22 protein-coding genes are annotated in these 25022 nt (G+C 69.7%); 13 read left to right on the forward strand and 9 right to left on the reverse strand.

The features are described from left to right. Nucleotides 1-57: 57 nt before the first annotated feature. From AC0VYP_RS15085 to AC0VYP_RS15105, 5 genes are all read left to right on the forward strand, one after another. Nucleotides 58-612 (forward strand): GNAT family N-acetyltransferase, encoded by a 555-nt coding sequence (locus AC0VYP_RS15085; protein ID WP_475470307.1) that lies wholly within the window; start codon nt 58-60, stop codon nt 610-612. Nucleotides 613-740: 128 nt separating this feature from the next. Then, entirely contained in the window at nt 741-1733 is a 993-nt protein-coding gene (locus AC0VYP_RS15090; RefSeq protein WP_285756653.1) for an ABC transporter substrate-binding protein, read from the forward strand. A gap of 87 nt (nt 1734-1820) precedes the next feature. Then, complete coding sequence (locus AC0VYP_RS15095) at nt 1821-2510, forward strand: pyridoxamine 5'-phosphate oxidase family protein (RefSeq protein WP_475470309.1); 690 nt, start codon at nt 1821-1823, stop codon at nt 2508-2510. Nucleotides 2511-2901: 391 nt separating this feature from the next. Further along, on the forward strand, nt 2902-4023 hold the full coding sequence (locus AC0VYP_RS15100) for a hypothetical protein (RefSeq protein WP_475470311.1): 1122 nt from the start codon (nt 2902-2904) through the stop codon (nt 4021-4023). A 200-nt stretch (nt 4024-4223) separates the two neighbouring features. Further along, a complete protein-coding gene (locus AC0VYP_RS15105) occupies nt 4224-6221 on the forward strand; it encodes an FUSC family protein (protein ID WP_285756656.1) in 1998 nt (665 codons plus the stop codon). Between the two features lie 10 nt (nt 6222-6231). Here the strand turns inward: AC0VYP_RS15105 and AC0VYP_RS15110 are convergent, their stop codons facing one another. Further along, a complete protein-coding gene (locus tag AC0VYP_RS15110) occupies nt 6232-6897 on the reverse strand; it encodes a cyclase family protein (RefSeq protein WP_475470313.1) in 666 nt (221 codons plus the stop codon). 143 nt (nt 6898-7040) lie between these two features. On the opposite strand from AC0VYP_RS15110, the gene AC0VYP_RS15115 reads away from it, so the two are divergent. The 3 genes from AC0VYP_RS15115 to AC0VYP_RS15125 all read left to right on the forward strand — a co-directional run bounded on the left by AC0VYP_RS15115 (nt 7041) and on the right by AC0VYP_RS15125 (nt 11534). After that, nucleotides 7041-7742 (forward strand): lysophospholipid acyltransferase family protein, encoded by a 702-nt coding sequence (locus AC0VYP_RS15115; RefSeq protein WP_285756658.1) that lies wholly within the window; start codon nt 7041-7043, stop codon nt 7740-7742. 327 nt (nt 7743-8069) lie between these two features. Further along, nucleotides 8070-9419, forward strand: coding sequence for an FAD-dependent oxidoreductase (locus AC0VYP_RS15120; RefSeq protein ID WP_475474260.1), 1350 nt, complete (start codon nt 8070-8072; stop codon nt 9417-9419). Between the two features lie 336 nt (nt 9420-9755). Further along, nucleotides 9756-11534, forward strand: coding sequence for a penicillin-binding transpeptidase domain-containing protein (locus AC0VYP_RS15125; RefSeq protein WP_475470315.1), 1779 nt, complete (start codon nt 9756-9758; stop codon nt 11532-11534). Between the two features lie 117 nt (nt 11535-11651). Here AC0VYP_RS15125 and AC0VYP_RS15130 read toward each other — a convergent pair whose 3' ends face one another. Both AC0VYP_RS15130 and AC0VYP_RS15135 read right to left on the reverse strand, forming a co-directional pair. Next, nucleotides 11652-11948: a DUF3040 domain-containing protein gene (locus AC0VYP_RS15130; RefSeq protein WP_285756660.1), complete on the reverse strand. Its 297-nt coding sequence runs from the start codon at nt 11946-11948 to the stop codon at nt 11652-11654. 138 nt (nt 11949-12086) lie between these two features. Continuing rightward, entirely contained in the window at nt 12087-13715 is a 1629-nt protein-coding gene (locus tag AC0VYP_RS15135; protein WP_475470318.1) for a glycoside hydrolase family 10-like protein, read from the reverse strand. A gap of 190 nt (nt 13716-13905) precedes the next feature. Here AC0VYP_RS15135 and AC0VYP_RS15140 point away from each other — a divergent pair, with 190 nt between their 5' ends. After that, nucleotides 13906-15168, forward strand: a complete 1263-nt coding sequence (locus tag AC0VYP_RS15140; RefSeq protein ID WP_475470320.1) for an isochorismate synthase — start codon at nt 13906-13908, stop codon at nt 15166-15168. A 65-nt stretch (nt 15169-15233) separates the two neighbouring features. On the opposite strand, the gene AC0VYP_RS15145 is transcribed toward AC0VYP_RS15140, so the two are convergent. The 5 genes from AC0VYP_RS15145 to menB form a co-directional block, all read right to left on the reverse strand. Further along, on the reverse strand, nt 15234-15830 hold the full coding sequence (locus AC0VYP_RS15145; RefSeq protein ID WP_475470321.1) for a hypothetical protein: 597 nt from the start codon (nt 15828-15830) through the stop codon (nt 15234-15236). A 1-nt stretch (nt 15831) separates the two neighbouring features. Next, nucleotides 15832-16170 carry a PadR family transcriptional regulator gene (locus tag AC0VYP_RS15150; protein ID WP_285756664.1) on the reverse strand — a complete coding sequence of 113 codons (339 nt, stop codon included), beginning with the start codon at nt 16168-16170 and terminating at the stop codon, nt 15832-15834. Nucleotides 16171-16733: 563 nt separating this feature from the next. After that, nucleotides 16734-18407, reverse strand: coding sequence for a 2-succinyl-5-enolpyruvyl-6-hydroxy-3-cyclohexene-1-carboxylic-acid synthase (gene menD, locus AC0VYP_RS15155; RefSeq protein WP_475470323.1), 1674 nt, complete (start codon nt 18405-18407; stop codon nt 16734-16736). Between the two features lie 96 nt (nt 18408-18503). Continuing rightward, nucleotides 18504-19451: an o-succinylbenzoate synthase gene (locus AC0VYP_RS15160; protein ID WP_475470325.1), complete on the reverse strand. Its 948-nt coding sequence runs from the start codon at nt 19449-19451 to the stop codon at nt 18504-18506. Continuing rightward, on the reverse strand, nt 19448-20287 hold the full coding sequence (gene menB / locus AC0VYP_RS15165; RefSeq protein WP_285756667.1) for a 1,4-dihydroxy-2-naphthoyl-CoA synthase: 840 nt from the start codon (nt 20285-20287) through the stop codon (nt 19448-19450). Before menB ends, AC0VYP_RS15160 begins: the two co-directional genes overlap by 4 nt. A 139-nt stretch (nt 20288-20426) precedes the next feature. Here menB and AC0VYP_RS15170 point away from each other — a divergent pair, with 139 nt between their 5' ends. The 4 genes from AC0VYP_RS15170 (at nt 20427) to AC0VYP_RS15185 (ending at nt 24141) form a co-directional block, all read left to right on the forward strand. Then, nucleotides 20427-21617, forward strand: coding sequence for an AMP-binding protein (locus AC0VYP_RS15170; protein WP_475474262.1), 1191 nt, complete (start codon nt 20427-20429; stop codon nt 21615-21617). A gap of 270 nt (nt 21618-21887) precedes the next feature. After that, entirely contained in the window at nt 21888-23201 is a 1314-nt protein-coding gene (locus AC0VYP_RS15175) for a sigma-70 family RNA polymerase sigma factor (protein ID WP_285756668.1), read from the forward strand. 161 nt (nt 23202-23362) lie between these two features. Further along, on the forward strand, nt 23363-23686 hold the full coding sequence (locus AC0VYP_RS15180) for a hypothetical protein (RefSeq protein ID WP_285756669.1): 324 nt from the start codon (nt 23363-23365) through the stop codon (nt 23684-23686). A gap of 62 nt (nt 23687-23748) precedes the next feature. Beyond that, on the forward strand, nt 23749-24141 hold the full coding sequence (locus AC0VYP_RS15185) for a hypothetical protein (protein ID WP_475470327.1): 393 nt from the start codon (nt 23749-23751) through the stop codon (nt 24139-24141). A gap of 38 nt (nt 24142-24179) precedes the next feature. Here AC0VYP_RS15185 and AC0VYP_RS15190 read toward each other — a convergent pair whose 3' ends face one another. After that, nucleotides 24180-24578: a hypothetical protein gene (locus tag AC0VYP_RS15190; protein ID WP_475470328.1), complete on the reverse strand. Its 399-nt coding sequence runs from the start codon at nt 24576-24578 to the stop codon at nt 24180-24182. Nucleotides 24579-25022 lie beyond the last annotated feature (444 nt).

The raw sequence follows: 25022 nt of genomic DNA on the forward strand, positions 1-25022 counted from the left end.
CGGAACCTTCCGGCCTGAACGGTCAGCGTCGTCCTGAACAGATCGGGTGAGAAAAAGATGCAAAATTCGCTGGAGACCGAACCTCGCGCAGAAGTTTCGGACGTGCTGCGCTTTCGCTACATCGGCTCCTTCGAGGTAGAGGAGCTCTCCGGCCTGTGGGGAGCCCTGCACCGTCACCACACGGCGATCGCCTCACATTTGGAAGATCTGATCACCTCCGTCGAGGAAGGCGAATCCTGGCGCCGGCGCCGAGCGCGCTACCTGGAGTGGCTGGCCGACCCCGACACGATCGCCGTCGTCGCCGAGCACGACGAGGTCGACGCCGGCTATGCGATGGTCACCGTGCGCGAGGACCAGCGAGGTTCCTGGGACCGCGGCGAGCGGGTCGCGATCGTGCAGACCCTGTCGGTGCACCCCGACCACGCCGTGGCCCACATCGGCGGAGGCCTGCTGGACGAAGTGCGCCGCCAACTCGGTGCGATCGGTGTGCGCGACCTCGAACTGCCCGCGGTGGCCGGCAACGCCGAGGCCATGCGGTTCTACGAGGAGCAGGGCTTTCGCCCCTTCGTCACCACGATGGTCTCGCGCATCGGTGCGGGTCCGCACGACTGATTCCACGGACGCGACGGCGCCGGGGGCCCGACCGACGAGGTCGGACCCCCGGCGTCGTCGCGTCCGGCCGGGTTAGCCTGCCCCTGCGGGGCTGCCCGCCCGGGTGGCGCACGAGGGTTGGAGCGCGCATGACCACGTCCCCACTGACCGCAGCGGCAGCACTGCTGGTCGCTGTCCTGGCACTGAGCGGCTGCGCTGACCCCGGTCCGCCCTCGGCGGGTTCGGACAGCGACAACGCGACCAGGGTGGTCCGGGCTGCCAACGGAGAAGTCGAGATCCCGGCCGCCCCCGAACGGATCGCTGTACTGTGGCGCCCCACCCTGGCGGCTGTGACCCAATTGGGCTTCGCACCGGTGGCGAGCATGGGGGACCCCGGCGCCGAGGACGGCGGCCTGAGCCCCTACCTGCCCGAAGGCCATTCCCCCGCGCCGCTGCTGGTCGCCACGGGGCCGGGCGAGGCCGAGATCAACGTCGAGGAATTGGCGGGGGCCGCTCCGGACCTGATCATCGGGGTGTCCACCCAGACGGGGGATCAGGCGGCGCAGTTGCCGCGCCTGAGCGAGATCGCCCCGACCGTGCTACTGGATTGGGAGGGCACGGGCTCCTGGGTGGCCCACCTCACCGAGGTCGCCGAGGTACTGGACGCCTCCGCAGCGGCCGAGGAGGCGCAAGCGGCCTACGAAACCGCGGTGGCCGAGGTGCGGTCGGAGATCGGCGCCCCGTCCGGCACCGAGGTGTCGCTCATCCGACTGCAGAGCGAGGCAGAAGTGCGATTCGAGACACCGCGGTCCTTCGCCGGTCAGGTGATCGACGACCTCGGCCTGAGCCGCCCCGAGGGTCAGCGCACACCGACCGGTTCGGCCGACTACAACTCGGCCAGCTACGAGAACCTGGCCGAAGGCGACGCCGACATGGTCTTCGTGTTCGCCGCAGGCGGCTATGCCGACCAGGCGCCCCGGGCTTTCGACACCGGGGTGTGGGCACAGTTGCGGGCCGTGCGCGAGAAACAGATCTTCCTCATGGACGCCTCCACCTGGGGGGCTCCCGGCTATCCCGCGGCCCATCGCATCCTGTCCGACGTGCGTGCGGCCTTCAACGGGGAGCTCTCCCCGGCGGTATGAGCCAGGCGCTCGGCCTCCCCTTCGACCATCACCCCTGCTAACATCGCCATACATAAAAAACTTTGTACCCACACAAAAGAGGGCACTGTGAGCCACCCGCCGGCCCCGACCGACTACACCCCCACCCCGCGCAGCACCCCCACCCGCAACCGCGACCGGGCGCACTACGACACCGCGACCGTGCACGCCATCCTCGACGCCGACTTCATCTGCCACATGGGCTTCATCGCCGATGACGCGCCCGTGGTGCTGCCCACCCTCTACGCCCGAGTCGACGACCGCCTCTACCTGCACGGCTCCAGTGGGAGCCGGCCACTGCGCAACGCCACCGGCGCAGGTCTCGCAGTGTGCGTCACCGTCACCCTCACCGACGGCCTGGTCCTGGCCCGCTCGGCGATGCACCACTCGCTGAACTACCGCTCCGTCGTGGTGCACGGCATCGCCGAACGCGTCACCGAACAGGCCGAACTCGACCTCGCCTTCACCTCGCTGGTGAACCAGGTGGTGCCGGGCCGGGCCGGGGACTGCCGCGCACCTTCTCCCAAGGAGCAGGCACAGACAGCGGTGCTGCGACTGGACCTGGAGGAGGTGTCGGCGAAGGTGCGCACCGGCGGCGTCGGCGACGCGCCCGAGGATCTGGGACTGGCGCACTGGGCAGGGGTCGTCCCGGTGCGACGGGTCCTGGGCGAACCGGTGCCCGACCCCGCCCTGCCGGCCGGAACCCGGCAACCCGGCTACCTGCGCGCGGCGGTCGAGTCGGCCCGCCAGGCCATTTGAGACGAGCCTCACAACAGCGACGTTTATCCAGTTCAACGACGCTTTGCCTCCTCTTCTCCGCCTTCGGGCGCGCGACGGGGTGCGGCAGGCCCCGGCGGGCGGATAGGTTCTGCGGGTGGCCCGGCAGTTGGTCCGCCATCGTCAACCCGATGGCGTTGACCCACCGACCGCAGCCCGCAGCGCGCGCCGACCCGCCGTGTGCGGGCGTTCGGCGGCACTTCGCCCGGCGCTGCGCGCGCCGGGCGGTGCCGCCCCACCGGCCCCCACCGGTAACGATTGCAGGCACCGGCAGTGCACGTCCGCCGCCACCTGGGCCGCACCAACCGCTACCCTCGTCGGCGTGGCCGACAGCGATGCGAATACCTGCAACTATCCCGGATGCACCCGAGAGGTGCCCCGTGGCACTTCCCCCGGCCGCCCACCCGAGTACTGCGACCTGCCCGAACACACTCGCTGGCGAGCCTGGCGCGAACGTCAGCGGCTACAGCAGGAGGCGGTGGCCGCCGAGGAACAGCACCGCGAGGCCGAGAACACATCCGTGTCCGTGCCCGCCGCCCGCCCGGGAGGTGATCCTGCTCCCATCACCAGCGCACGGCTGCGCGCCGACGAACTTCTGACCCGCTTCGCGGTCCAGGCCGAACAGCTCACCGCCACTCTCGCGTCGGCGACCACGGCGTTCACCGCGATGAGCGACCCTGCCAACGCCGAAGCGCAGGTCGAAGCGGCCCGGGTCGCCGCGGCACGACGGATCGCCGAGGCCGACGAGGCGCGGTTGGCCTCCGACAACGACCGCCGCGCTGCCGAACGCGCCCGCAAGGAAGCCGAGGCCGAGGCCGCCAGGGCCCGCGAGGCGGCCGACTCGGCGATCGGCGCGGCCGGCTCGGCCGAGCGCATGGCCGATCAGGCCATCACCGCCCGCCAAGAGGCACTGGAGGCGGGCGCGGCCGCGACAGCCCTGGCCCAGGCCACAGCCGTCGAACGCGACGAGGCGCTTCAGGCGCGCGAGGCGGCGGCGGCCGAGGCCGAAGCCGCACGCGGCGAGACCGAGCGGGTGCGTACCGAGGCGACCCACCGGGTCGAGCGTGAACGCGCCGCGGCCGCGCTGCGCCTCAGCGAGGTCCAGGAGCACGCGGCAGCCGAGCACACCCGCCTGAGCGAACGGCTGGACGCCCTTCAGGAACAGCTGGGCGAGGCGACGGCGGCCCGCGACACCGCCACCGCGCTGGCCGAACGCACCAACGAGCAGGCGGCCCAGGACCGCGCCGAACGCGATCGTCTTGCGGCCGAGGTGGAGCGGGTCCGCGAGGCGGCCCGCGCCGACCTCAACGAGCAGCGATCCGGTGCTGCCGCAGCCCTGGCCGAGACCCGGGAGGCAGCGGCCCAGCGCCTGGCCGCGGTGGAGGACGCACGCACCCAGGTCCTGCACCGCGCGCAACGCGCCGAAGCCCAGCTCGACGACGCACTGGCCGAACTGAAACAGCTGCGTGCGGCGACGCCTGCCGACGGCTCCTGAACCCCCGGTTGCGCGGCACCGGTGCCGCGCAACCGGGAGGACCAGCGCGCCCGCTGGCCCGGCTCCTCCCGATTCCTCCTACGATTGGGCGTGTGCATGATCAGGGGGCGAACGGCAGCGAATCGGCGGACGCAGACCCGCAGGAGTGGAATCCTCCATCCCGGGTGCGGGCGCGGGTCGCTGAGCGACCGCGCCAACGGATGGACCTGAAAGCACTCTTCGGGCTCGCCTCGGGACGCTTCGCCTGGACCATCGCCGCAAAGGCGGCCATCGCCATGAGCTCATCGTTCGCCCTGGTCGCCTTCCTGTTCGGGCCCGCGGCGGGATCATTGGCGGCGCTGGGCTCGATGACCGTGCTCTACGAGAAGAACACGCCCTACACCCATCGCGCCCTCTCCCTTGGTCTTATCGCGCTGGGCTTCGCGGCCAGCGTCGCGATCGGGTCCGTGGCCTCGGTGTCGCTGTGGTCGGGCGCGCTGGCGATCGGCTTGGTGGCCGGAGTCTCGACCTGGCTGTGCCAGTCGCTGCGGGTGGACGTTCCTGGACCGTTCTTCTTCGTACTGGTCTGCGCCATCGCCACGATCGCCCCCGGCGGCCTGGCAGCGGCGCCCGCGCACACCGCGACGGCTGCCATCGGTGCCGCGATCGGCTGGCTGGTGTCCATGGTGGGTGCGCCCTTCCGTGCGCGCCATCCCGAGAACCGCGCCGTGGCCGAGGCGTTTCGCCAGTTGGCCGCGTTGCTGCGGGCGATCGGCACTCCCCGGGTTGACCATGTCCAGCACCAGGCGTCCCTGGCGGTGTCCAATGCCTGGCGTGTGGTGCTACAGGCCCAGACCCGCGGTTACCGCGACACCCCCGACGCCGCGCGGCTGCGCGCCCTGCTTCGCTGGGTGTCCGACATCCACCTGGCCGCCACCGAGGTGTCGCTGGCCCGTTCCGAACCGCTGCCAGCGGTCGCCTCGAACTTCGCCGAGGGCCTGGCCGTTGCGGTGGGCCGACCGTTGCTGTCGCCCGATCCCGACGGCCTGGACGAGATCCGCAAGGGTCTTCGGCCGCGCTCGTTGGAGTCGCGGCTGTACAGCAACCTGGCCCGCGCCGCCCAGAGCGCCCGCAAGCGCGACCACGAGGTGGAGGGGCTCGGCGGAAAACTGCACGACCGCCGCAACCCGCCCGCGATGGACTCGCTGCGCTCGGGGTTGAGCCGCAAATCCCTGATCCGGCCGACCGCACTGCGCATGGGGATCACCGTGGCCGCAGCCGGTCTGCTGGCCATCGCGCTGGGCTTCGACCGCTACTACTGGGTCTCCATCACCGCCGCCTCGGTGCTGCAGGGCGGCAACGTGGTCCTGACCGCCAACCGGTCGGCCCAACGTGCGCTGGGAACGGTGCTGGGCGTGGTCATCGGGGCGGGCATTCTCATGACCTCGCCCCCGCTGTGGGTGGTGATCATCACCGCGGCGCTGTTCCAGGCACTGGCCCAATTGGTGATCGCCCGCAACTTCTTCTACGCCAGCATCGCGCTGACACCGATGGCGTTGCTCGTCGCCTTCACGGCGTCGCCCTACCCGGTGGACCAGCTGGCGCAGGCACGCGTGGTGGACAGCGTCGTCGGGGCGTTCGCCGGCATCCTGGGCGCACTGCTGCTGTGGCGCAAGGCATCGGCTGCGCGACTGCCGCAGACCATCGTCACGGTCCTGGGCAGCTCCCAGGCGGTCCTGATGGAGGTCCTGGACCCGCAGGTGGAGATCACGCCGGAGCGGCGCTACCGGCTGCGCCGTGACCTGCGTCGCGACCTGCTGAGCCTGCGCGGCGTCTACGACAGTGCCATCGGCGACGTCCCCCGCGCCGAGCACACCCGGCCGCTGTGGCCGGTGGTCATCGCCACCCAGCGCATCGGCTACCTGGCGCTGTCGGCGCTGGCGTTGGAGGAGGCCCCTCCGGCCTCCCAGATCACCCTGCAACGACTGGGCCTGGCCTTCGACGAACTCGCGGCGTCGCTGGTGGAACGGCGGACTCCGCGGCTGGGTGCACTTCCGCGACTGGTGGATTATCCACGCATCAACATGGAACTGCGTGCGCTGTCGTCGTCGATGCGCAGCGCGGTGGCCACCGACGAACGCGACGCCACCGCCGAACAGCAACTTCGGGCACAGCGCGAGCAGCGCCGCGCCCGGGACGAGGTGACCGGGGATCTCTGACCCCCTCGGGCTACTGCGCGGCGAGGGCGAAGGCGCGGACCGGGAAGGTGGCCAGTCCGCGGATCTTGACCGGTACGGCGAAGAACTCGAAGTTCTCCACGGGGAGCTCGTTCAACAGGCACAGGTGCTCCACCACGGGGATTCCCGCTGCCAGCAGCCGGGAGTGCGCGGGGCGTGCCCCCGCGCTGTGGGAGGAGGTGTCGTCGATGTTGACCGAGTCGATGCCGACCAGCGCAGCGCCGGCGTTGACCAGCGCGCGGGCCCCGTCCTCAGTGAGGCAGGGATGCCCGGGGTCCCCGTATGCCTCGGTGCGCCAGTGCCGGTCCCAGCCGGTGCGGATGAGAACGGCGCGCCCGGCGACGTCGGCACCCTTGAACGCCTCGGGGCCCACCTCGCGCTCGGTCGGGTCGATCACGATGCCCGGCAGCGCGGCGACCTTGGAGAGTTCGAGGTCGGCTAGGTCGGAGCCGTCGCGGTAGCGGTGGGCGGGCGTGTCGAGGTAGGTGCCGGTGTTGGCGACCATGGAGATGCGCCCGATCTGGAACTCGGTACCCGCCGCGTAGGTGCCGTGGGAGTCGTCGAAGGACAGGTGGTCCTCGATGACCGGGGCGGGCAGCCCGGGGTAGGTCGTCATACCGGCAACGATCTGGTGGCTCAGGTCGATCAGGCGCGCCATGGTGTTGTGCCCTCGGTTCTCTCGCTCCCGGATAGGTCTAGACCAAACTCTAGCGCGCACCTCGGCGTCCGGACAGGCCAAAGGCACCGCTAGAGTTCACGCGTCGGGAGTGAAGCAGTCAAGGCGAGAAGGAGACACCGTCCGTGTCGCTGTACGGGATCGCCAAATCCGTGATCAAGCCGGTCACCATCGCGCTGTGGCCGCAGCGGGTCGAGGGACTGCAGCACATCCCGGCGCACGGACCGGTGATCATCGCGTGCAACCACCACTCCAACATCGACCCGTTGTTCTTGGGCGTGGTCGTGCCGCGGCCAATCATCTTCATCGCCAAGCAGGAGTTGTTCGCCCAGGGCAACATCGCCCAGCGGATGTTCAGCCGGGCCCTACGGGCCATCGGTCAGGTGTCGGTGGACCGCAGGCCGGGGCAGAGCTCCCAGGAGGCGATGTCCAACAGCCTGGACGTGCTCGCCGACGACAACGTCTTCGGGATCTTCCCCGAAGGGTCGCGTTCGCCCGACGGTCGGCTCTACAAGGGGCAGACCGGCCTGGCCTGGTTGGCACTGACCTCCGGCGCTCCGGTGGTCCCGGCGGCGCTGTCGGGCACCCGGCACATTCGCCCCAAGGGGCGCCGGATCCCCGCGTTGCGCCGGGTGGGGGTGCGCTTCGGGCCGCCGGTGGACCTCTCCTCGTGGAAGGGCCAGGCAGACAAGGCGCGGGCCCGCCGCGAAGCGACCGAGGCGATCATGGCCGACATCCAGCGCCTCTCGGGGCAGGAGCGGGTGGCCCGCTTCGCGGCATCGGCCAAGGCCGAGGCGAAACCCCTGAACGGCCCGGGCAAGCAGTGACACCGCGACCGCGTGAGCTAAACCACAGGCGGTCGGGGCTTGAGGCAGCACCGTACATGCGTTGCAGATGGTGGGGAACCAATCCACACCTTGACGTGCGCGGGGATATCCGACCGCGGTAACGTCCCCCCGGCAACCCGGACAGGAAGAGGGTTGTCTATTTTTATAGTTGGTTTAGTGGGGAATTGTTTTCCGCTACTATTAGGTTAGCCTAGCCTGATTTATCGTGTCCTGGGCGACCGTGGCGCGCGGCACGTCCTGCCGGCCACGCACGTGCCGCCGAATCAGACGCGAAGGATGGAGAATCGAATGACGCGTCCACTGCGAGTGGGAATCGTGGGGTCTGGACCTGCGGGTATCTACGCCGCCGATCTGCTGACCAAGGACGAGACCCTTGCCGCCAGCGGAACGCCACTCAGCATCGACATCCTCGACAAGCTTCCGGCCCCTTACGGGCTGGTCCGTTACGGAGTCGCGCCCGACCACCCCCGGATCAAACAGATCCAGGGGGCGCTGCACAAGATCCTCGACAAACCCGAGGTTCGCTTCCTGGGCAACGTCAACTACGGCGTGGACCTGAAGCTGGACGACCTGCGCCGCCACTACGACGCCGTCATCTTCGCCACCGGCTCCGACCGCGACCGCCCCCTGGACATTCCCGGTGCCGACCTGCCCGGTTGCCATGGTGCCGCGGACTTCGTCTTCTGGTACGACAGCCACCCCGACGTTCCCCACAACTGGCACGTCAACGGAACCAGCGTCGCCGTCATCGGCGCCGGCAACGTCGCCGTCAACGTCGCGCGCATCCTGGCCAAGCACGCCGACGACCTCCTCACCACCGACATCACCGACAACGTGCACCGGGACCTGCTGAACAAGCAGATCACCGACGTGCACGTCTTCGCCCGTCGCGGCATCGCGCAGGGCAAGTTCACCCCGATGGAACTGCGCGAGCTGGACAAGCAGCCCGGCGTCGAGGTGATCGTCTACCCCGAGGAGTTCGACCTCGACGAGGCCAGCCTGGCCGCCATCGAGGACTCCAACCAGATCAAGACCAACGTCAAGGTCCTGCAGAACTGGGCGATCCGCGACCCCCGTGGCGCCGAGCGCCGCCTGCACCTGCACTTCCTGCACCGCCCCGTCGAGGTCCTGGGCACCGAGCGCGTGACGGGCCTGCGCACCGAGGTCATGGAGCTGGACGGCACCGGTAACGCCCGAGGCACCGGCGAGTTCGTCGACCACGACGTCCAGGCCGTCTACCGGGCCATCGGCTACCTGGGCTCCCCACTGGCCGACCTGCCCTTCGACGCCGAGCGCGGCGTCGTGCCCAACGACGGCGGCCGGGTCCTCGACATCGAGGACACCCCCATGCGGGGCGTCTACGCCACCGGGTGGATCAAGCGCGGCCCGGTCGGCCTGATCGGGCACACCAAGGGCGATGCGCTGGAGACCGTGGGCAACCTGGTGGCCGACCACGAGGCGCTGCCCCGGGCCACCGACCCCGCCCCGGAGTCCTTCACCCGGCTGCTGCACGAGCGCGGCGTCCCCTTCACCACCTGGGAGGGCTGGAAGCGCATCGAGGCCCACGAGGAGTCCCTCGGCGTGCCGCACGGACGCAAGCGTGTGAAGGTTCTCGCCCGTGATGAGATGACCCAGATCGCCCGTACCGAGGGCTGACCTCTCTCCGACCCCGAAGCCCCCGGCGTCGCCGGGGGCTTCGGTCGATCTCGCCCGATTACGACGTTCGGGGAACATCCACGCACACCGATGGGTTAGAGTTTCTGGTGGTCGGTGTGGTCTAAGTGTCCCCCGGGCTCTAACCCACGCCTTCGCGGAATACCGCGTGCGGCCCCCGCCCCCGGCGGGGTGCTCCGTACGGCCACATGGAGCCGCGTTGTGCACCACGCCGTGAGGCGACCGCCACACCGGCCACCCACTCACTTGCTCCGCCCCGCGCCTCCCCCTTGAGTCGCGGGGTTTTTCTCATCCTGCCAGGGAAGGACAGCGTGCGCCGTGGACGACAGATGGACGCCTGAAGGGGATGGAGCAGCTGACTTCCCCGCCGCGGCTCCCGCGGGCCCCGGGTTCCCCCCACCCCCTGATACTCACGATTCCGACGAGCCCAAGCCTGCCCCCGAGCCCGAGCGCCGCTCCCGCAAGGGACTGGTCATCGGAATCGTCGCGGGGGTGACGGTCCTGGCCCTGGCCGGGGCCGGCGTGTCCTGGTACGTACTGTCCATGCCCAAACCCGAGGAGACCGTCACCGGCTACGCCAGTGCCTGGAACTCCGGTGACTACCCCGCACTCGCGGAACTGGCCACCGGCGAGGGCGTCGCCGAGGCGTACACCGCCGTGGCCGAGAACCTGGGCGTGGAGTCCACCTCGGTCACCACCGGGACGGTGACCAGCGACGGCGACACCGCGAGCGTCCCCTACACCGTCGCCCTGACCCTGGCCAACGCGGGCGACTGGTCCTACGAGGGCGAGCTTCCGTTGGAGCGGGTTGACGGAGAATGGAAGGTGGCGTTCTCCCCCTCCGTCATCCACCCGCAACTGGGCCAGGGCCAGACCCTGACCCGTGTCAACCAGTGGGGCGACCGCGGTCAGGTCCTGGCAGCCGACGGTTCACGGGTGGACACCCCGGAGAACGCGGGCAGTTCGGTGGGGATGATCGTCGGCGAGGTCGGCACCGCCTCCGCAGAAGACCTGGAGGACCTCGGTCCTGCCTACGCCGAGGGCGACCCCACCGGCGCCAGCGGAATCCAGAAATCCCAGGAGGCCCGGCTCGCAGGCACTCCCACCACCAGTATCCAAATCGTTGACGAGGGGGAGGACGCCGAACCCGACGAAGACGCCCCCGTGGTGGGCAGTATCGAGGGAACTCCCGGCCAGGACGTCACCCTGTCCATCGACCCCGCGATCCAAAGCGCCGCCGGCGCCGCCATCAGCGGGCAGGGCAAACCCACCGCCCTTGTGGCCGTGCGACCTTCCACCGGTGAGGTCCTGGCCGCGGTCAACGCCCCCGGCGGCTTCAACCGCGCCTTCGAAGGGCAGTACCCGGCAGGGTTGACGTTCAAGATCATTTCCTACGACGCGCTGCTGGGCGCCGGCCTGGGCACCGGTGACACCATGGACTGCCCGAAGGTCGCCGAGGTGGGCGGCTGGCCGTTCAAGAACGCCGGCGACGCCGAGTACGGCGACCAGAGCGTGACCGAGGCGTTCGCCACCTCGTGCAACACCGCGCTGGTCCAGGAAGTCGCCGAGCGGCTGGACGGAGCCTCGCTGGTCAACGCGGCCGAGAGGTTCGGCTTCAACAGCGACCTCGACGTGGGCGTCCCGACCCTGGAGTCCTCGTTCCCGACCCCGGACAGCACCACGCTTCTGGCCGCCATGAGCATCGGACAGGGGCAGATGCTCACCTCTCCGCTGCACATGGCCACCGTCCCGGCCGCGGTGGCCGACGGCTCGTGGCGCTCTCCCGTGCTGGTCACCGATCCCGCGCTTCCCGACCAGCCCGAGCCCACACCCGTCCCCAACGCCGAGGCGCTGCGGCCGATGATGCGCGCGGTCGTCACCGAGGGCACCGCCAAGGACGTCGGTTTCACCGGCGACGTGCACGGCAAGAGTGGAACCGCGGAGTACGGAACCGCTGAGGAGGGCGAGGACCTGCCTGCGCACGGATGGTTCGTCGGCTACGAGGACGACGTCGCCTTCGCGGTCATCGTCGAGGACGGCGAGAGCGGTTCGGGTGCTGCCGCACCACTGGCGAAGAAGTTCCTGGACGGACTGTAAGCACACAGCGGCGCGGACGTCTCGGGGTTCGTAGCCGCACGGGCGGCCAACCGGAAGATCGGCGGTTGGCCGCCCGTGTCATGTCCGGGACAACAGACCCGGCGAACGCTTCTGGGCTCAAGGAGCCGACTGATCGGCCACCACTGCTTCAGGGGCGGGAGTGGAGCCGGCGGGAGAGGGAACAGAAGACGCGCCGGGCGTGGCAACGAAGAGCACGACCAAGAGTCCCACGACTGCGAAGGCGATGGCTCCGCAGACCAGCCACGGACGCCACCCGCCGGCACTGTGGGCAACCGCGAAAGAAGGGTCGTCGGACCCGAAAGACGACAGGTGCCCGGCGAGCTGAGGATCGTCCTCACTGAGCCGAATCTCGATCTCAGCGAGAATCCTTCTCTCGTTCTCCCGCAAAGCCACGGCACCCTCCTCGGCGTGTGGGGGACATTCAACGCTGGTGCATGTGGATCTCTGCCCCGTCGGACCGATTTCTATCCGCTTCCACGGGGCCAATTCCACAGGTTTCACGGTCAGCGAGGCTAACCACCAGGTACGTCTTTACTCACCGTCGCTGATCAGGGCCCCGTCTCCGGGCGCGCTCTCACTGCGGTAGACGTCCAGAGCCGTCACGTAGTAGGCGGCGGCCTCGGCCGGGGCATCGGCGTCGAGGTACCGTGCCTCGCCCCCGTCAGGGGCGCCGACCACGGCCACCAGGTTCGCGGCGTCGGCCAACGCACAGAGGTCGTCGCCCTGCCCGGGAACCCGGTACACCGCGTACATCAGGTCGCCGTCGGCGACATTCCAGACCAGTTCGGCTCCCCCGTCGGTCCGCTCCGCGGCCAGGCCGGCCACCGGCGCGGGCGCGTCCTGGGCGCCGTTGGCGACGGGCGGCAGAGCGGGGCGGCCGTAGTGGCGCTCCACAAGGTGCTCGGTGGCCTCCCGGGCTTTTCCGCTGAGATCCTTCATCGAGAAGTAGACGTCGCCCGTGACCGCGGAGTGATCGCGGTTGAAGTCGAGCTGTCGCGACAGCGCGTCCTTGCCCGTCCAGTTGCTCTCCCCGACCCGGTAAGGGGCCTGTCCTATATAGAGGTTGACGTCGGTCCCTTCTACCTCGTCCGCCCACCAGGGCACCAGTTTCGCGTAGTCGGCGGTGGCGAAGCCCTGGTGCCAGTAGAGCTGGGGAACGACGTAGTCGATGGTGCCCGCCTGGATCCAGGCGCGGGTGTCGGCGTTGAGCGCGTCGTAGGACTGCAGACCGCTGGTAGCCGACCCCGAGTCGTCGGTGTTCTTGTTGCGCCAGATCCCGAACGGGCTCACCCCGAACTGGACCCAGGGCTTGCTCTGCTCGATACCGTCGTCGATGTCGGCGATCAACTGGTTGACGTTGTCGCGCCGCCAGTCGTCACGGTCGTCGAAGCCATCGCCGTGGGCCTCCCAGCTGGCATCGTCGTCGAAGGTCTCCCCCTCGGCCGGGTAGGGGTAGAAGTAGTCGTCGAAGTGCACGCCGTCCACGTCGTAGCGTTTCACGACGTCCAGGACGACGCTGGTGACCCAGTTGCGGGCATCAGGGTTTCCGGGGTCGAAGAAGCCCTGCTTGTCGTAGGTGATCAGCCAGTCGGGGTGGCGCTTGACCGGGTGATCGGCGACCAGCCCGTCGAGGTCGGGATCCTTCCAGCCGACCCGGTAGGGGTTGAACCAGGCGTGCAGTTCGATCCCGCGTTTGTGGGCCTCGGCGGTGGCGAACTCCAGCGGGTCGTAACCGGGGTCACCGCCCTGCTTGCCGGTCAGGTAGCGCGCCCACGGCTCCTTGTCCGAGGCGTACACCGCGTCGGCGGTAGGGCGCACGTGGAAGAAGACGGCGTTCAGGCGGAGCTCGGCCGCGCGGTCCAGTTGGGCCACGAGTTCGTCCTGCTGCTTCTTGACGCTCAGCCCGGGCTTGGAGGGCCAATCGATGTTGCGCACGGTGGTGATCCAGGCGGCACGCATCTGGCGCTTGGGCCGCGCGGCGTCAACTTCGCAGTTATCGGGGATCGGCTCCGCCTGAGGGTGCGCCGCGGCAGAGGGAGCCGAGGAACCGGCCCCGGGAAGCCCGCCGACATTGGGCGAGACGCCGTCAGGAACAGTGGCGCACGCCGCAAGCATCGGCGCTGCCAGGCATACCGCCACCGACCGAGTGAACCATCCCATCGCGCGTTTCCCCCGTGCACACCATTCGTCAGCTGCGGACGCAGGCCAGCTTAGGGGGCCGTCAACGGTCCTTCCCGCCAATCGCGGCCTTTTACGTCCCGAAATCACAACCGAAAGGACGATACCCCCGGCATGAGAGAAAAAGGTGCCTCGTTCTCCGTGGTGACCAGGACGCATAGACTGCTGGGTCGTGAACTCCGCCATCGAACCGCCTCTGCGCCTCTTCGTGCGCACCGTGGCGCTCCCCGACGACCGCGCCCTGATCGACCACCTCCCCGAGACCGCACCGCTGGCCTGGATCAGGCGGGGAGAGGGGTTGGTGGCCTGGGGGGAGGCCGCCCGGCTGCGGTTGTCCGCCGAGACCGAGCGCACGGGTCGCACGCGCTTCGCGACTGCGGCGGAGTGGGCGCGCACCCTTCTGGCCGGGGCCGAGGTGACCGACGACGTGAATATCGCCGGCACCGGACCGGTGGTCTTCGGGTCGTTCTCCTTCGACGGGACCGGCACGGACTCGACGGTCGTCCTGCCCAGGGTGATCGTGGGCCGGCGAGCGGGGCGCTCCTGGATCACGACGGTGAACGATCGGCCCGGCCACCCCTCCGATCTGCTGGCGGGCAGCGGGCGGCGGCGCGAGATCGGAGCGCTGCGCTGGTCCGGTGGCGCCCTCGGCGACGATGCGTGGCGCACGGCGGTGGGGGCGGCGGTGGACCGGATCGGCACCGGAGGGCTGGAGAAGGTGGTGCTGGCCCGCGACCTCGTCGCGGAGGCACCCGACCCCATCGATGTACGCACGCTCCTGGACCGCCTGACGGGTGACTACCCCGATTGCTACTCCTACTCCGTCAACGGCCTGGTGGGCGCCACCCCCGAACTGCTGGTGCGGCGCGACGGCGACACCCTCGAATCGCTGGTGCTGGCGGGGACACGTCCCCGTGGGACGGATCCGGACACGGATGCGGCCCTGGCCGCCGCGCTGCTGGACTCGGACAAGGACCTGGCCGAACACGCCTACGCGACAGAGTCGCTGCGCCTGGCGTTGGGACCGTTGTCCGCGCGGTTGACGGTGTCCGATCAGCCGGAGATCCTGCGGCTGGCCAATCTGCAGCACCTGGCCTCCGCGGTGCGTGCCACGCTACGGCCGGGCGTGTCCGCCCTGGACGCGGTGGCGGCGCTGCACCCCACCGCCGCGGTGGGGGGAACCCCCACCGCGGCGGCGATGGAGGCCATCGCCGAGCTGGAGCAGATGGACCGCGGACGCTACGCGGGGCCGGTGGGCTGGCTGGACGGCCACGGTAACGGCGAGTGGGGGATCGCGCTGCGCTGCGCCCACGTCGTGGGAAGGAGCGCACGGTTGTTCGCCGGATGCGGGATCGTGGCCGGTTCCGAACCCGAGGCCGAACTGGCCGAGGCAGTGACGAAGTTCGCGGCGATGCGCACCGCGCTGACCGACTGAGCAGCCTCCTCGACGGCCGCATCACCGGCGGGGCAGTCCCCTCGCCGGCGATGCGGTTCACGTCGTCATGCGCGGACCGCCCAGACCCGGCCCGAGGGATCGCGGTAGGTGGTCCAGTGCACCGGCCGACCGTCACGGTGGAAGTCGTGCTTGGTCAGCATCCTGCGGCGCTGATAGGGGATGCTGGCCGCCCCCATCAGCACCACGAGTCCACCGGCCAGCGCGATCATCCCTCCGTTGGTGAGCACACCGCCCAGGGCGCCGCCCAAGGGGGCGGCCAGCATCGCCCAGAGACCGGTCTCGGGCGAGCTCAGGAGGTAGAGGGGCAGGACGAGCACCAGGTAGAAGGCCAGCGAGGCCATGATGGTGCGCACCGGGTAGTACCTGCTCATGAGGTCGTCGCGCGCCCACATGCGATGGCGGTGGGGTACCCGGATGTTGAAGAAGCGGTAGGCCAGCCAGTTCAGGAAGGGCGGCCGTTCTCTGGCGCGGGTGGCCAGTCCCGCCCACATCAACCCCCGGCGCTCCGCCTTGCTGACGGTGAGTTCGTCGAGATCGCGCAGTTCGAGCGCGGTCTCCACGATCTCGTCCCCGTGACGCTCACGGTAGTGCTTGGGGTACCAGCGCAGTGACCGGCGCAGCTCCCGCTCGTATCGATCCATGTCAGGCGAACCCCATTCCCAGTTGCGGACGCGGCATCAGCAGCCGCGCGCGGGCCGTCTCGGCCATGCGCGCCAACCGCTCGGTCTCCTCGCTCAGGACACGGTGACCGTTGTCGGTGAGGCGGTAGTACCGGCGATTGCGGCCGTTGACGACCTCCTCGCGCTCCACGGCCACCAACTCCTCCCCCGCCAACCGGTCCAGCGCGCCGTAGAGCGTCCCCGCTCCGATACGCACCCTGCCCTCCGACAGGTCACGCACCGTGGTGATGATCGCGTACCCGTGCCGCGGCCCTTCGGTGAGGGCCAGCAGCACGAGGTAGCTCTGCTCTCTCAGTGCCATGATCTATATATATCAGCAAACGATATATAATGGAACCAAGAATTACTGGTCCTGGGCGTCGCCCCAGTCGGCTCCGGGAACGAACAGACAACAGACGGTGGCGCGGGTCCCTGTTGGCCCCGCCGGCAGGCTGCGCTGCCACGTACCGCCGTCAACGGGAACCTGCCGAGCCTGTGCGACGCGGACGTCCGTCCCCAGAACGGCCCGCCCCGGACACCGGGGGCGCCGGTACCGCCCGTCCCGAACGCCAGCGGGCCGCGCTCGTCGAAGGAGACGAACACACCGTCGGGGTCGCGGCGTGCGTAGCGCACCCCGACCACGGCCCCGACGGGGATGGGACCGTAGACGTGGGGGAACAGGGTTCCCGGCTCCACACCGGACGGCGGCGACCATGACCGCCTCGTCGGGTGAGGCGTGCACGAACCCCTGGTGGCGAAAGAGTCAGCGGCAACGGGGCCGGTGCGGTCAACCCAGCGGGCGGGATCCGTCATGGGCAACACGCGTGTCATGGCGTCGAGTATCGCCACCGACCCGTAGGAACCCGCCCGGCAGGGTGCGCGGACTCAGCCGGCGACCGCCGCGGTCACCGCCCCCTGCAGACGCTTGCGCAGCGCTGTCGAGGCGACACGGTCGGTCTGGACCTCCACCACACGCACCCCCTCGCCCAACAGGGCCTTGGGAAGGTCGGTGGCCCATTCCAGACGGGTGTAGGGCAGCTCGGCCACAGCGGCCACCCGCTCCATCGTCACCCCGTGCGGGGTGCCGAACACGCGCTCGAAATCGGGATGGCCCGCCTGCTCCAGCCCGGAGAAGATCCCGCCGCCGTCGTTGTTGACCACGACCACTGCCAGGTCCGGGCGCGGCTCGGCGGGCCCCAGCAGCAGACCGTTCTGGTCGTGCAGCATCGCCAGGTCACCCAGCAGGGCAACGGCCGCCCCGCCGCCCTGGGCCTGGTGGGCGAGCGCCGCACCGACCGCGCTGGAAACAGTGCCGTCGATACCGCTCACTCCCCGGTTGCCGATCACGCGCGCGCCACAACGCGGCAGCATGACGGCGTCGAGGTCGCGGATGGGCATGCTCGACCCGGCGAACAGCAACGAGCCGTTGGCCAGGTGGGAGGCGAGGTCACGGGCCAGCCGGGGCTCGCTCAACGACTCGTCGGCGTCGAGGACCGCGTCCACTGCGGCACGCCCGGTGGCCTCGGCCGCCGCCCAGGAGCGCGCCCAACCGGTGTCGGGCAGAGCGGTGTCGGAGGCGCGCACGGCGGCGACCACGTCGGTGGCGGTGCGCACGGGGTCGGCAAAAGCGAGCGGGTCGTCGGCGACCACCACGTGGCGCCGGGCCTGGCGCAGGTACCCCAGGAGCTGGCGTGACAGACCCGGGCGCCCGACGCTCACCACGATGTCGGGGGCATAGCGCTGGGCGAAGCCTGGGACCGCCAGGAGCTGGCGATAGACCGAGACGGCCTCGAACCGGCGAAGGTTGGAAGTGGGCTCGGCCAACAGCGGCCAGCCCGTGGCCATGGACAATTGCAGGAACGGCACAGGGTCGTAGTCGCCGTCCCCGCAGACGATGACGCCGCGCTCCACGTCGGGCAGTTCCAGGGGCTCGGGTTCGGGGCCGCGTAGGGGCATCGTGATCCAGGGCCGGTTCCGATCGCGCCCCTCAAGGGGTTCGACCCAGGGTGGCCCCGCCCCTTCGGCGTCGGGCACCAACGGGTCCCGAAACGCCAGGTTCAGATGGACGGGTCCCGGCCGGGATCCACGGGTGGCCGTCCACGCGCGGCAGGCCAGCGAACGCCAGTAGGCGACCATTCCCACCACCGGTTCGGGGACACCGACCTCGGTGAAAGAACGGACCGCCGATCCGTAGAGCCCGATCTGGTTGACCGTCTGGTTGGCACCCGTTCCGCGCAGCTCCGGCGGACGGTCCGCGGTCAGGACCAGCAGCCCGACACCGCTCTCGTCGGCCTCCAGCACCGCCGGATGGAAATTGGCGGCCGCAGTTCCCGAGGTGCACACCAGTGCCACGGCCCGACGCGAGACCCGGGCCAGGCCCAGTGCGAGAAAAGCCGCGGAGCGCTCGTTGACGCGGACATGGACGCGGATCGTGGGATGTGCCACCAGCGCCAGGGCGAGCGGGGTCGATCTGGACCCCGGCGCGATGACGGCCTCGGCCAGGCCCAGCCGGGCCAGCTCGTTGACCAGGACTCGCGCCAGGGCGGTAGAGGGGTTCATTCGGACTCTCTTGTAGCGAGACGTGACTGCCAAGTTATAACCACGCGGACGGGCCGGGCAGTCCGCCCCGCACCCTGATGGGTGCTGGATCACCCCTCAGGGTGTCGCCGAACGCCCCTCCCACTGCCCACGCGCCGCCGCCATACGCTGCGGCCACCCGCCCGGGTCCACCTCCACCTCCGCCAACAGCCGTTCGTTGACCACCGGTCGGGAGACGGGGAGGTAGCCCTCCACCGGAAGCAGTGACTCGGCACACACGTCGGCGTCGAGCAGTTGCATCGTGGCCAGCCCGCACGCATAGGGCAGGTCCGGGAGCGCCGCTGCCAGCGCCACCCCCGCTGCCAACCCCACCGAGGTCTCCACGGCACTGGACACCACGACCGGCAGTCCGCACTCAGCGGCCACCTCCAGCGCCGCACCGACACCGCCCAGCGGCTGCACCTTGAGGACGACGATGTCCGCGGCACCGGCGGCACGCACCCGCAACGGGTCCTCCGCCCGACGAACCGACTCGTCGGCGGCGATGGGGACGTCCACCCTGCGCCGCACCCGGCCCAGCTCCTCCAGGGTGGCGCAGGGCTGCTCCACGTATTCCAGGTCGAAGCGGTCCAGCAGGCCGATCATCCGCACCGCGCGATCGACGTCCCAGGCACCATTGGCGTCCACGCGGACCCGGCCGCCCGGACCGATGGCGTCGCGCACGGCCTCCACCCGGGCCAGGTCCTCGTTCTCGCTCTGCCCTTTCTCCGCCACCTTCACTTTCGCCGTGGCGCATCCACCCGCGGCGGTGATGCGGTGGGCCTGCTCGGGGCCCACCGCAGGGACGGTGACGTTGACCGGGACGCGCCTGCGCACCGGCGCGGGCCACCCCAGTTCGGCGGCCTCGTGGCACGCGGCCCACCAGCGGGCGCACTCACGGGGGCCGTACTCGGCGAAGGGGGAGAACTCCCCCCACCCCGCCGCGCCCCGCACGAGCACGCCCTCCCTGACGTCCAGGCCGCGAAACCGGGTGCGCATCGGGATCGCGAACGCCCGGGCCGTCATGGCCGGCGCGGGAACTTGTCGAACTCCGGGCGCCGCTTCTCCTTGAAGGCGTCACGGCCTTCTTGCGCCTCTTCGCTCATGTAGTAGAGCATCGTGGCGTCGCCGGCGAACTGCTGCATTCCGGCCGCACCGTCGCTGACCGCATTGATCGCACCCTTGAGCATGCGCAGCGCCATCGGGGACTTCTCCAGCAGTTCACGTGCCCAGGTGACGGTCTCCCGCTCCAGGTCGGCCAGCGGCACCACCGTGTTGACCATGCCCATGTCCAGGGCCTCCTGCGCGCTGTACTGGCGGCACAGGTACCAGATCTCACGGGCCTTCTTCAGCCCCACCGTCTCCGCCAACAGCCACGAGCCGTATCCGCCGTCGAAGGAACCCACCTTGGGCCCGGTCTGGCCGAACTTGGCGTTGTCCGCGGCGATCGTGAGGTCGCAGCACACCTGCAAGACGTTTCCGCCGCCGATGGACCAGCCTGCGACCATGCAGATGACCGGTTTGGGCAGCCGCCGGATCTGCACCTGCAGGTCCAACACGTTGAGCCGCCCGATGCCCTTGCGCGCCATCTGGTCGTCGCCGATATAACCGTCGTCGCCGCGGATCTTCTGGTCGCCGCCCGAGCAGAACGCCTGATCGCCGGCACCGGTGAAGATGATGACACCGACCTCGGAGTCGTCGCGCGCCTCGTTGAAGGCGTGCTGCAACTCGAAGAGGGTCTGGGGCCGGAAGGCGTTGTGCCGCTCGGGGCGGTTGATCGTGATCTTGGCGATTCCCTCAGCGGTCTCGTAGATGATGTCGCTGTAATCGCCGGACCGCTTCCAGTCCACCAGGCTGCTCACGCTCTCGCCTCTCCTCGCCCAAAACCCGCGTCTTTCGGGCCACAACCTTAGTGGCCCCTCCCCACAGCACTGTACGACCAGCGGCTTCACCGACCGCGGTGCACCCCGCTCGCAGCGGGGAGCACTACCCTTGGCGATCGTGCTGAACCGACCCTTGCAGGTGGTGGCGGGCCTCGCCCCCGAAAGCCTGGCCGAACTGGTGGACACGGCCCTGGACGGGAATGGTCCCGCTGTCCTGCCCATCGCCCCCGGGACTCCGCCCGCGCGGGTACGCGCCCTCGTCGAGGCGATGCGTCCGCACAGCGTGCGGACGCCCGAAGGCACCGAGAACCTCGGCGACGGTGTCGCGGTGTCCGCTGACACCGCACTGGTCATCGCCACCTCCGGGTCCACCGGAACGCCCAAGGGGGTGGAACTGGGCGCAGACGCGCTTCGCCACTCCGCGCGCGCCTCGGTGGAGCGGATGGGGGCCCGAACCGGGGAGGCGTGGCTGTGCGTACTGCCCACCGCGCACGTGTCGGGCCTGCAGGTCGGCCTGCGCGCCCGTGCACTGGGGACGACAGCGCTGTACCGGGAGTTCGACGCGGTCGAGGTCCTGGAATTGGCCGCCCGCCACCGGCCGCACGTGTCGCTGGTCCCGACCCAATTGCGGCGGCTGCTGGCACTCAGCGGCGACCTCTCGGCGTTTCGCACCGTCCTCCTGGGGGGCGCCGCAGCCGATCCCGGCCTGCTGATCGCGGCGCGGGCCGCCGGTGCCCGGGTGATCACCACCTACGGCATGAGTGAGACCTGCGGGGGCTGCGTCTACGACGGACTCCCGCTGGCGGATGTGTCCGTGGAGGTCAACGACGAGGGGCTGGTGCGGCTGGGCGGCCCCGTGCTGTTCAACGGGTACCGGCTGCGCCCCGATCTGACCGCTCGGCACCTGGAGGGCTCGGGCGACCGCATCCGGTTTCGCACCGGCGACCTGGGGGCGCTCGATGCCGGCGGATCGCTTCGGGTACGCGGGCGGGTTGACGACGTGATCAACACCGGCGGCCACAAGGTCGTGGCCGGGGAGGTCGCCGAGCTGCTGACCCGGTTGGACTCGGTGGCAGAGGCCGCGGTGGTGGGGCGGCCCGATCCCGAATGGGGAGAGCGGGTGAGCGCCGTGGTGGTTCCCTCCGACCCCGGGGCCCCGCCCGCCCTGACCGAACTGCGCGACTGGGTGGGCCGGCACCTCCCCCGTTATGCCGCCCCGCGCGAGGTGGAAGTGCGGTCCTCACTGCCGTTGCTGGCGTCGGGCAAACCGGATCTGCGTGCGCTGATCACCCCGTCCGCCCCGGACTGATCGGGTTCGATCGGGAACCTTCCCACCGCGTGAAGCGTCCTACTCCTCAACCGAGCAAGGCCCTACGACCCCGAATCGCGCCGGCCCCCTTTACCTGGTGGCGTCCCCCTAAGCGACAAAAAAGCACGTGACTCCCGTCACTTCGGCCGATATCCAATCGAGATTCGGGAACATTTGACTCTTCTACACGTTGGACATAATGGCGCGCCAAGACGGCGGTTCACCAAGCCGCCGCGTGCCTGACGTCTTGGAAGGGAGGGAGGTGCCCTCATGTCGCGTACTGCCCTAGCCACTTCTCCCACGGTGGCCGAGATCGTGGCCGACAAAGCTGCCTCGGGTGCTCTGGACGAGCTGATCACGCGGGGGCGCTCCCAGGGACATGTGTCCCTCGCGGAGCTTCGCAACGCGTTTTCCGCCGCCGGCATCAGCCCGGCCGAAGGCCGCTCCATCCTGCGGGAACTCTCCGACGCCGGGGTCCGGCTCGCCAACGGGGACGACTCCGCGCTGGAGTCTGTTGACACCAGCGACGACGACGCCCTGGAGGAGGCGCTGGAGGGCGGCGAGACCGGCACCAGGCCCACCAAGTCACGCAAGGGCAAGGCCACAGGCGTGGCCGATACCGAGGCGCCCGAAGCCGACCTCGACGACCAGTCCCCAGCCATGGGCGACTCCGTCCACACCTACCTCAAGGCCATCGGCCGCCGCCAACTGCTCACCGCCGAGCAGGAGGTGGACCTGGCCAAGCGGATCGAGGCCGGTCTGCTGGCCGACTACAAGCTGGGGCTGTTGGAAGAGGCTCCGAGCCCCTCCGCCCTCAGCGACGACGAGCGCGAGTGCCTGGAGCTGGTCTCCGAGGACGGCCGTCAGGCGAAGATGCACATGCTGGAGGCCAACCTCCGGCTCGTGGTCTCGGTCGCCAAGAAGTACAGCGACCGCGGCATGACCCTGCTCGACGTCGTCCAGGAGGGCAACCTCGGCCTGATCCGCGCGGTCGAGAAGTTCGACTACGCCAAGGGGTACAAGTTCTCCACCTACGCCATGTGGTGGATCCGCCAGGCGATCCAACGGGGTTTCGCCGACTCCGCGCGTACCATCCGGCTGCCCGTCCACGTCCTGGAGCTGCTGAGCAAGGTCAGTCGTCTGGAGCGGGACATGCACCAGACGCTGGGACGCGAACCCACTCCCGAAGAGTTGGGACTCGAACTGGACAAGACGCCCGCCCAGATCGAAGAGCTCCTGCGCGTCACCCGCCAGCCGATCAGCCTGGACTCCACGATCGGCGAGGACGGCGAGACCCGCATCGGTGACCTGATCGAGGACATCGACGCTTCCGAGGCGTCGGAGGTGGTCGACCGCCAGCTCATGGCCGACCAGCTGCGCCGTGCACTCGAGGACCTGGAACCACGCGAGGCGACCATCATGTCCTTGCGGTTCGGCCTCATGGACGGCCGGCCCCGCACCCTGGACGAGATCGGCAAGCACCTGGGGCTCACCCGGGAGCGCATCCGTCAGCTGGAGAAGCAGTCGCTGTCCAAGCTGCGCCACCCGAGCCGTGCCCAGCAGCTGTTGGACTTCGCCAGCTAGTCGGGACCGACCGCCGGGCACCGGTCGCGGCACCGATGGCCCCGTACCGCCCTGTTCTCGGGCGCTACGGGGCCATCTGACGTCGTGCCCCTACCGACGTCGATCAAAGAATCGGTCTTCCGGAGGAGGCGCATCCGTCGGCGCACTGAGAAAATACGGCCATGAAGCCGCACAGTGCGTCCACCGAGGAAATGACGGCTCCCCCCGAATCCAGCCGGACGACGGTTTCTGGGGACGACCCCGTCACGAAGGACACGCTGAGCAGATCCGTCTCCCGCCGGGACACCACTCGCGGCCTCGGCGCGGGCAGCGGAGCAGAGACCGCCTGGGGCGTCGGGGTCGTCGCCTTCTTCTCCCTGCTGTTCGGCGCCCCGGGAACCGCGATCGTCGCCGACCAGTCGGGCGTTCTCGGTGTGACGCTGCTATGGCTGGGGCTCCTCGCCCTCAACTTCGCCACGGTCGTCCTCGCACGGGGCCGGCGCTGACCGCCACCGGCGCGGCCACCGCACAACCGAATTCGTCATTTCCCAAGGAGAAGTCAGCAGCCATGTCCACACACCCCGTCCCCGAGGACGAGATCGCCGCATCCCTGCGGGCAAGCCGTGAGCTGGGCCCCGACTACGACGACGCCGTGGCGGCCGCACTTTCCGAGCGCCTGGAGACCAACATCGCCGACCAGGTCAAAGGGCAGTTGGATGCTCGTCTGGGGCAGCCGTCCGCACCCGGTGGATATCCGCCCCACCTCGGCCACGGCCACCAACTTCACCCCAAAGGGCCCAGCGGCAACGCGGTGCGGCTGTCCATGGGCATCGTCTCGTTGGGAATCGCGATCCCGATCTCGGGCATCAGTGCCGGCCTGGCCGGCCCTGGCGGGCTGTTCGTCGCATGGATCGGGATCATCGCGCTGTACGTCCTGGTCGTGCGCGGCATCCGGGACTGAGCCGCACCGGGTGCCGAGGCACCCGATCGGGCCATCGCCTAGGAGCACGCCGAACGCATCGAATCGTCGGTGTCGGTGATCAGGTCCAGGGACTTGGTGACACCGGCCTCGTCACCGGCGTCGATGGCGTTGAGGAAGTCGGCGACGGCATCGGCGCGCTCTCCCGCGTTCGTGACGACCTGCTCGCCGGCGTCCTCCTCCAGCTTTTCCAGGGCGTCCAGATGCCGCTCGAGCGTGGTGTAGTCGCCCTCGTAATAGCTCCCGTCCTGACGTACCTCGCTCTCGATCTGCTGGGCCGCCGTGCGTACCCCACTGATCTGGGACACCACCGCACCGCAGGGCGAGGGGGAGGCCGAGGACAGGGAAGAGGGCAGGCGCAGCACTCCGTCGGAGAACAACTGGACGCCCACGGCGACGACCGCGATCAGGATGAACACCAGGAAGCAGCCGCCCAGTCCGCACCCTCCGCGTCAACGGCCGGAGCCGTAGCGCTGCCGAGGGCCCGACCACGACGAGCCGTGCAGGTAACCGCGATGGTAGGAGGAGTCGCGCGAGGACCGGGACCGGAAACCGCCTCCGCTGCTGCGGGACGAGCGGGAGGTGAAGCCACCGCTACCGCCTCCGCTCGAGCGACGCGGCGAACTCGATCGGCTCGAACTACGTGACCGGAAACCTCCTGAGCTCGATCCCGAACCGGAACGACGTCTGCTCATGGGGGCTCCTCCAGGTGATGCCGGATCGGCCGGGGGCAGGGGCCAGGAAATCGGTACTCGCACCAAAACTACCGATTAATCCAAGAAAATACATTTTTAGTCGCTTTTATGACCCTTGCCGGCCAGCGTGGAACCCCGATGCGTCAGCCACCGTCGCATTCGCTACCG

The sequence above is a fragment of the Nocardiopsis sp. iso_186 genome, from assembly GCF_056173365.1.

Bases quoted from the DNA above. Each gene is read 5' to 3' on its own strand.
- AC0VYP_RS15085 (WP_475470307.1), top strand. From the start codon at position 58: ATGCAAAATTCGCTGGAGACCGAACCTCGCGCAGAAGTTTCGGACGTG.
- AC0VYP_RS15090 (WP_285756653.1), top strand. From the start codon at position 741: ATGACCACGTCCCCACTGACCGCAGCGGCAGCACTGCTGGTCGCTGTC.
- AC0VYP_RS15105 (WP_285756656.1), top strand. From the start codon at position 4,224: ATGGACCTGAAAGCACTCTTCGGGCTCGCCTCGGGACGCTTCGCCTGG.
- AC0VYP_RS15110 (WP_475470313.1), bottom strand. From the start codon at position 6,897: ATGGCGCGCCTGATCGACCTGAGCCACCAGATCGTTGCCGGTATGACG.
- AC0VYP_RS15135 (WP_475470318.1), bottom strand. From the start codon at position 13,715: ATGGGATGGTTCACTCGGTCGGTGGCGGTATGCCTGGCAGCGCCGATG.
- AC0VYP_RS15145 (WP_475470321.1), bottom strand. From the start codon at position 15,830: ATGGATCGATACGAGCGGGAGCTGCGCCGGTCACTGCGCTGGTACCCC.
- AC0VYP_RS15150 (WP_285756664.1), bottom strand. From the start codon at position 16,170: ATGGCACTGAGAGAGCAGAGCTACCTCGTGCTGCTGGCCCTCACCGAA.
- menD (WP_475470323.1), bottom strand. From the start codon at position 18,407: ATGAACCCCTCTACCGCCCTGGCGCGAGTCCTGGTCAACGAGCTGGCC.
- AC0VYP_RS15160 (WP_475470325.1), bottom strand. From the start codon at position 19,451: ATGACGGCCCGGGCGTTCGCGATCCCGATGCGCACCCGGTTTCGCGGC.
- AC0VYP_RS15175 (WP_285756668.1), top strand. From the start codon at position 21,888: ATGTCGCGTACTGCCCTAGCCACTTCTCCCACGGTGGCCGAGATCGTG.
- AC0VYP_RS15180 (WP_285756669.1), top strand. From the start codon at position 23,363: ATGAAGCCGCACAGTGCGTCCACCGAGGAAATGACGGCTCCCCCCGAA.
- AC0VYP_RS15185 (WP_475470327.1), top strand. From the start codon at position 23,749: ATGTCCACACACCCCGTCCCCGAGGACGAGATCGCCGCATCCCTGCGG.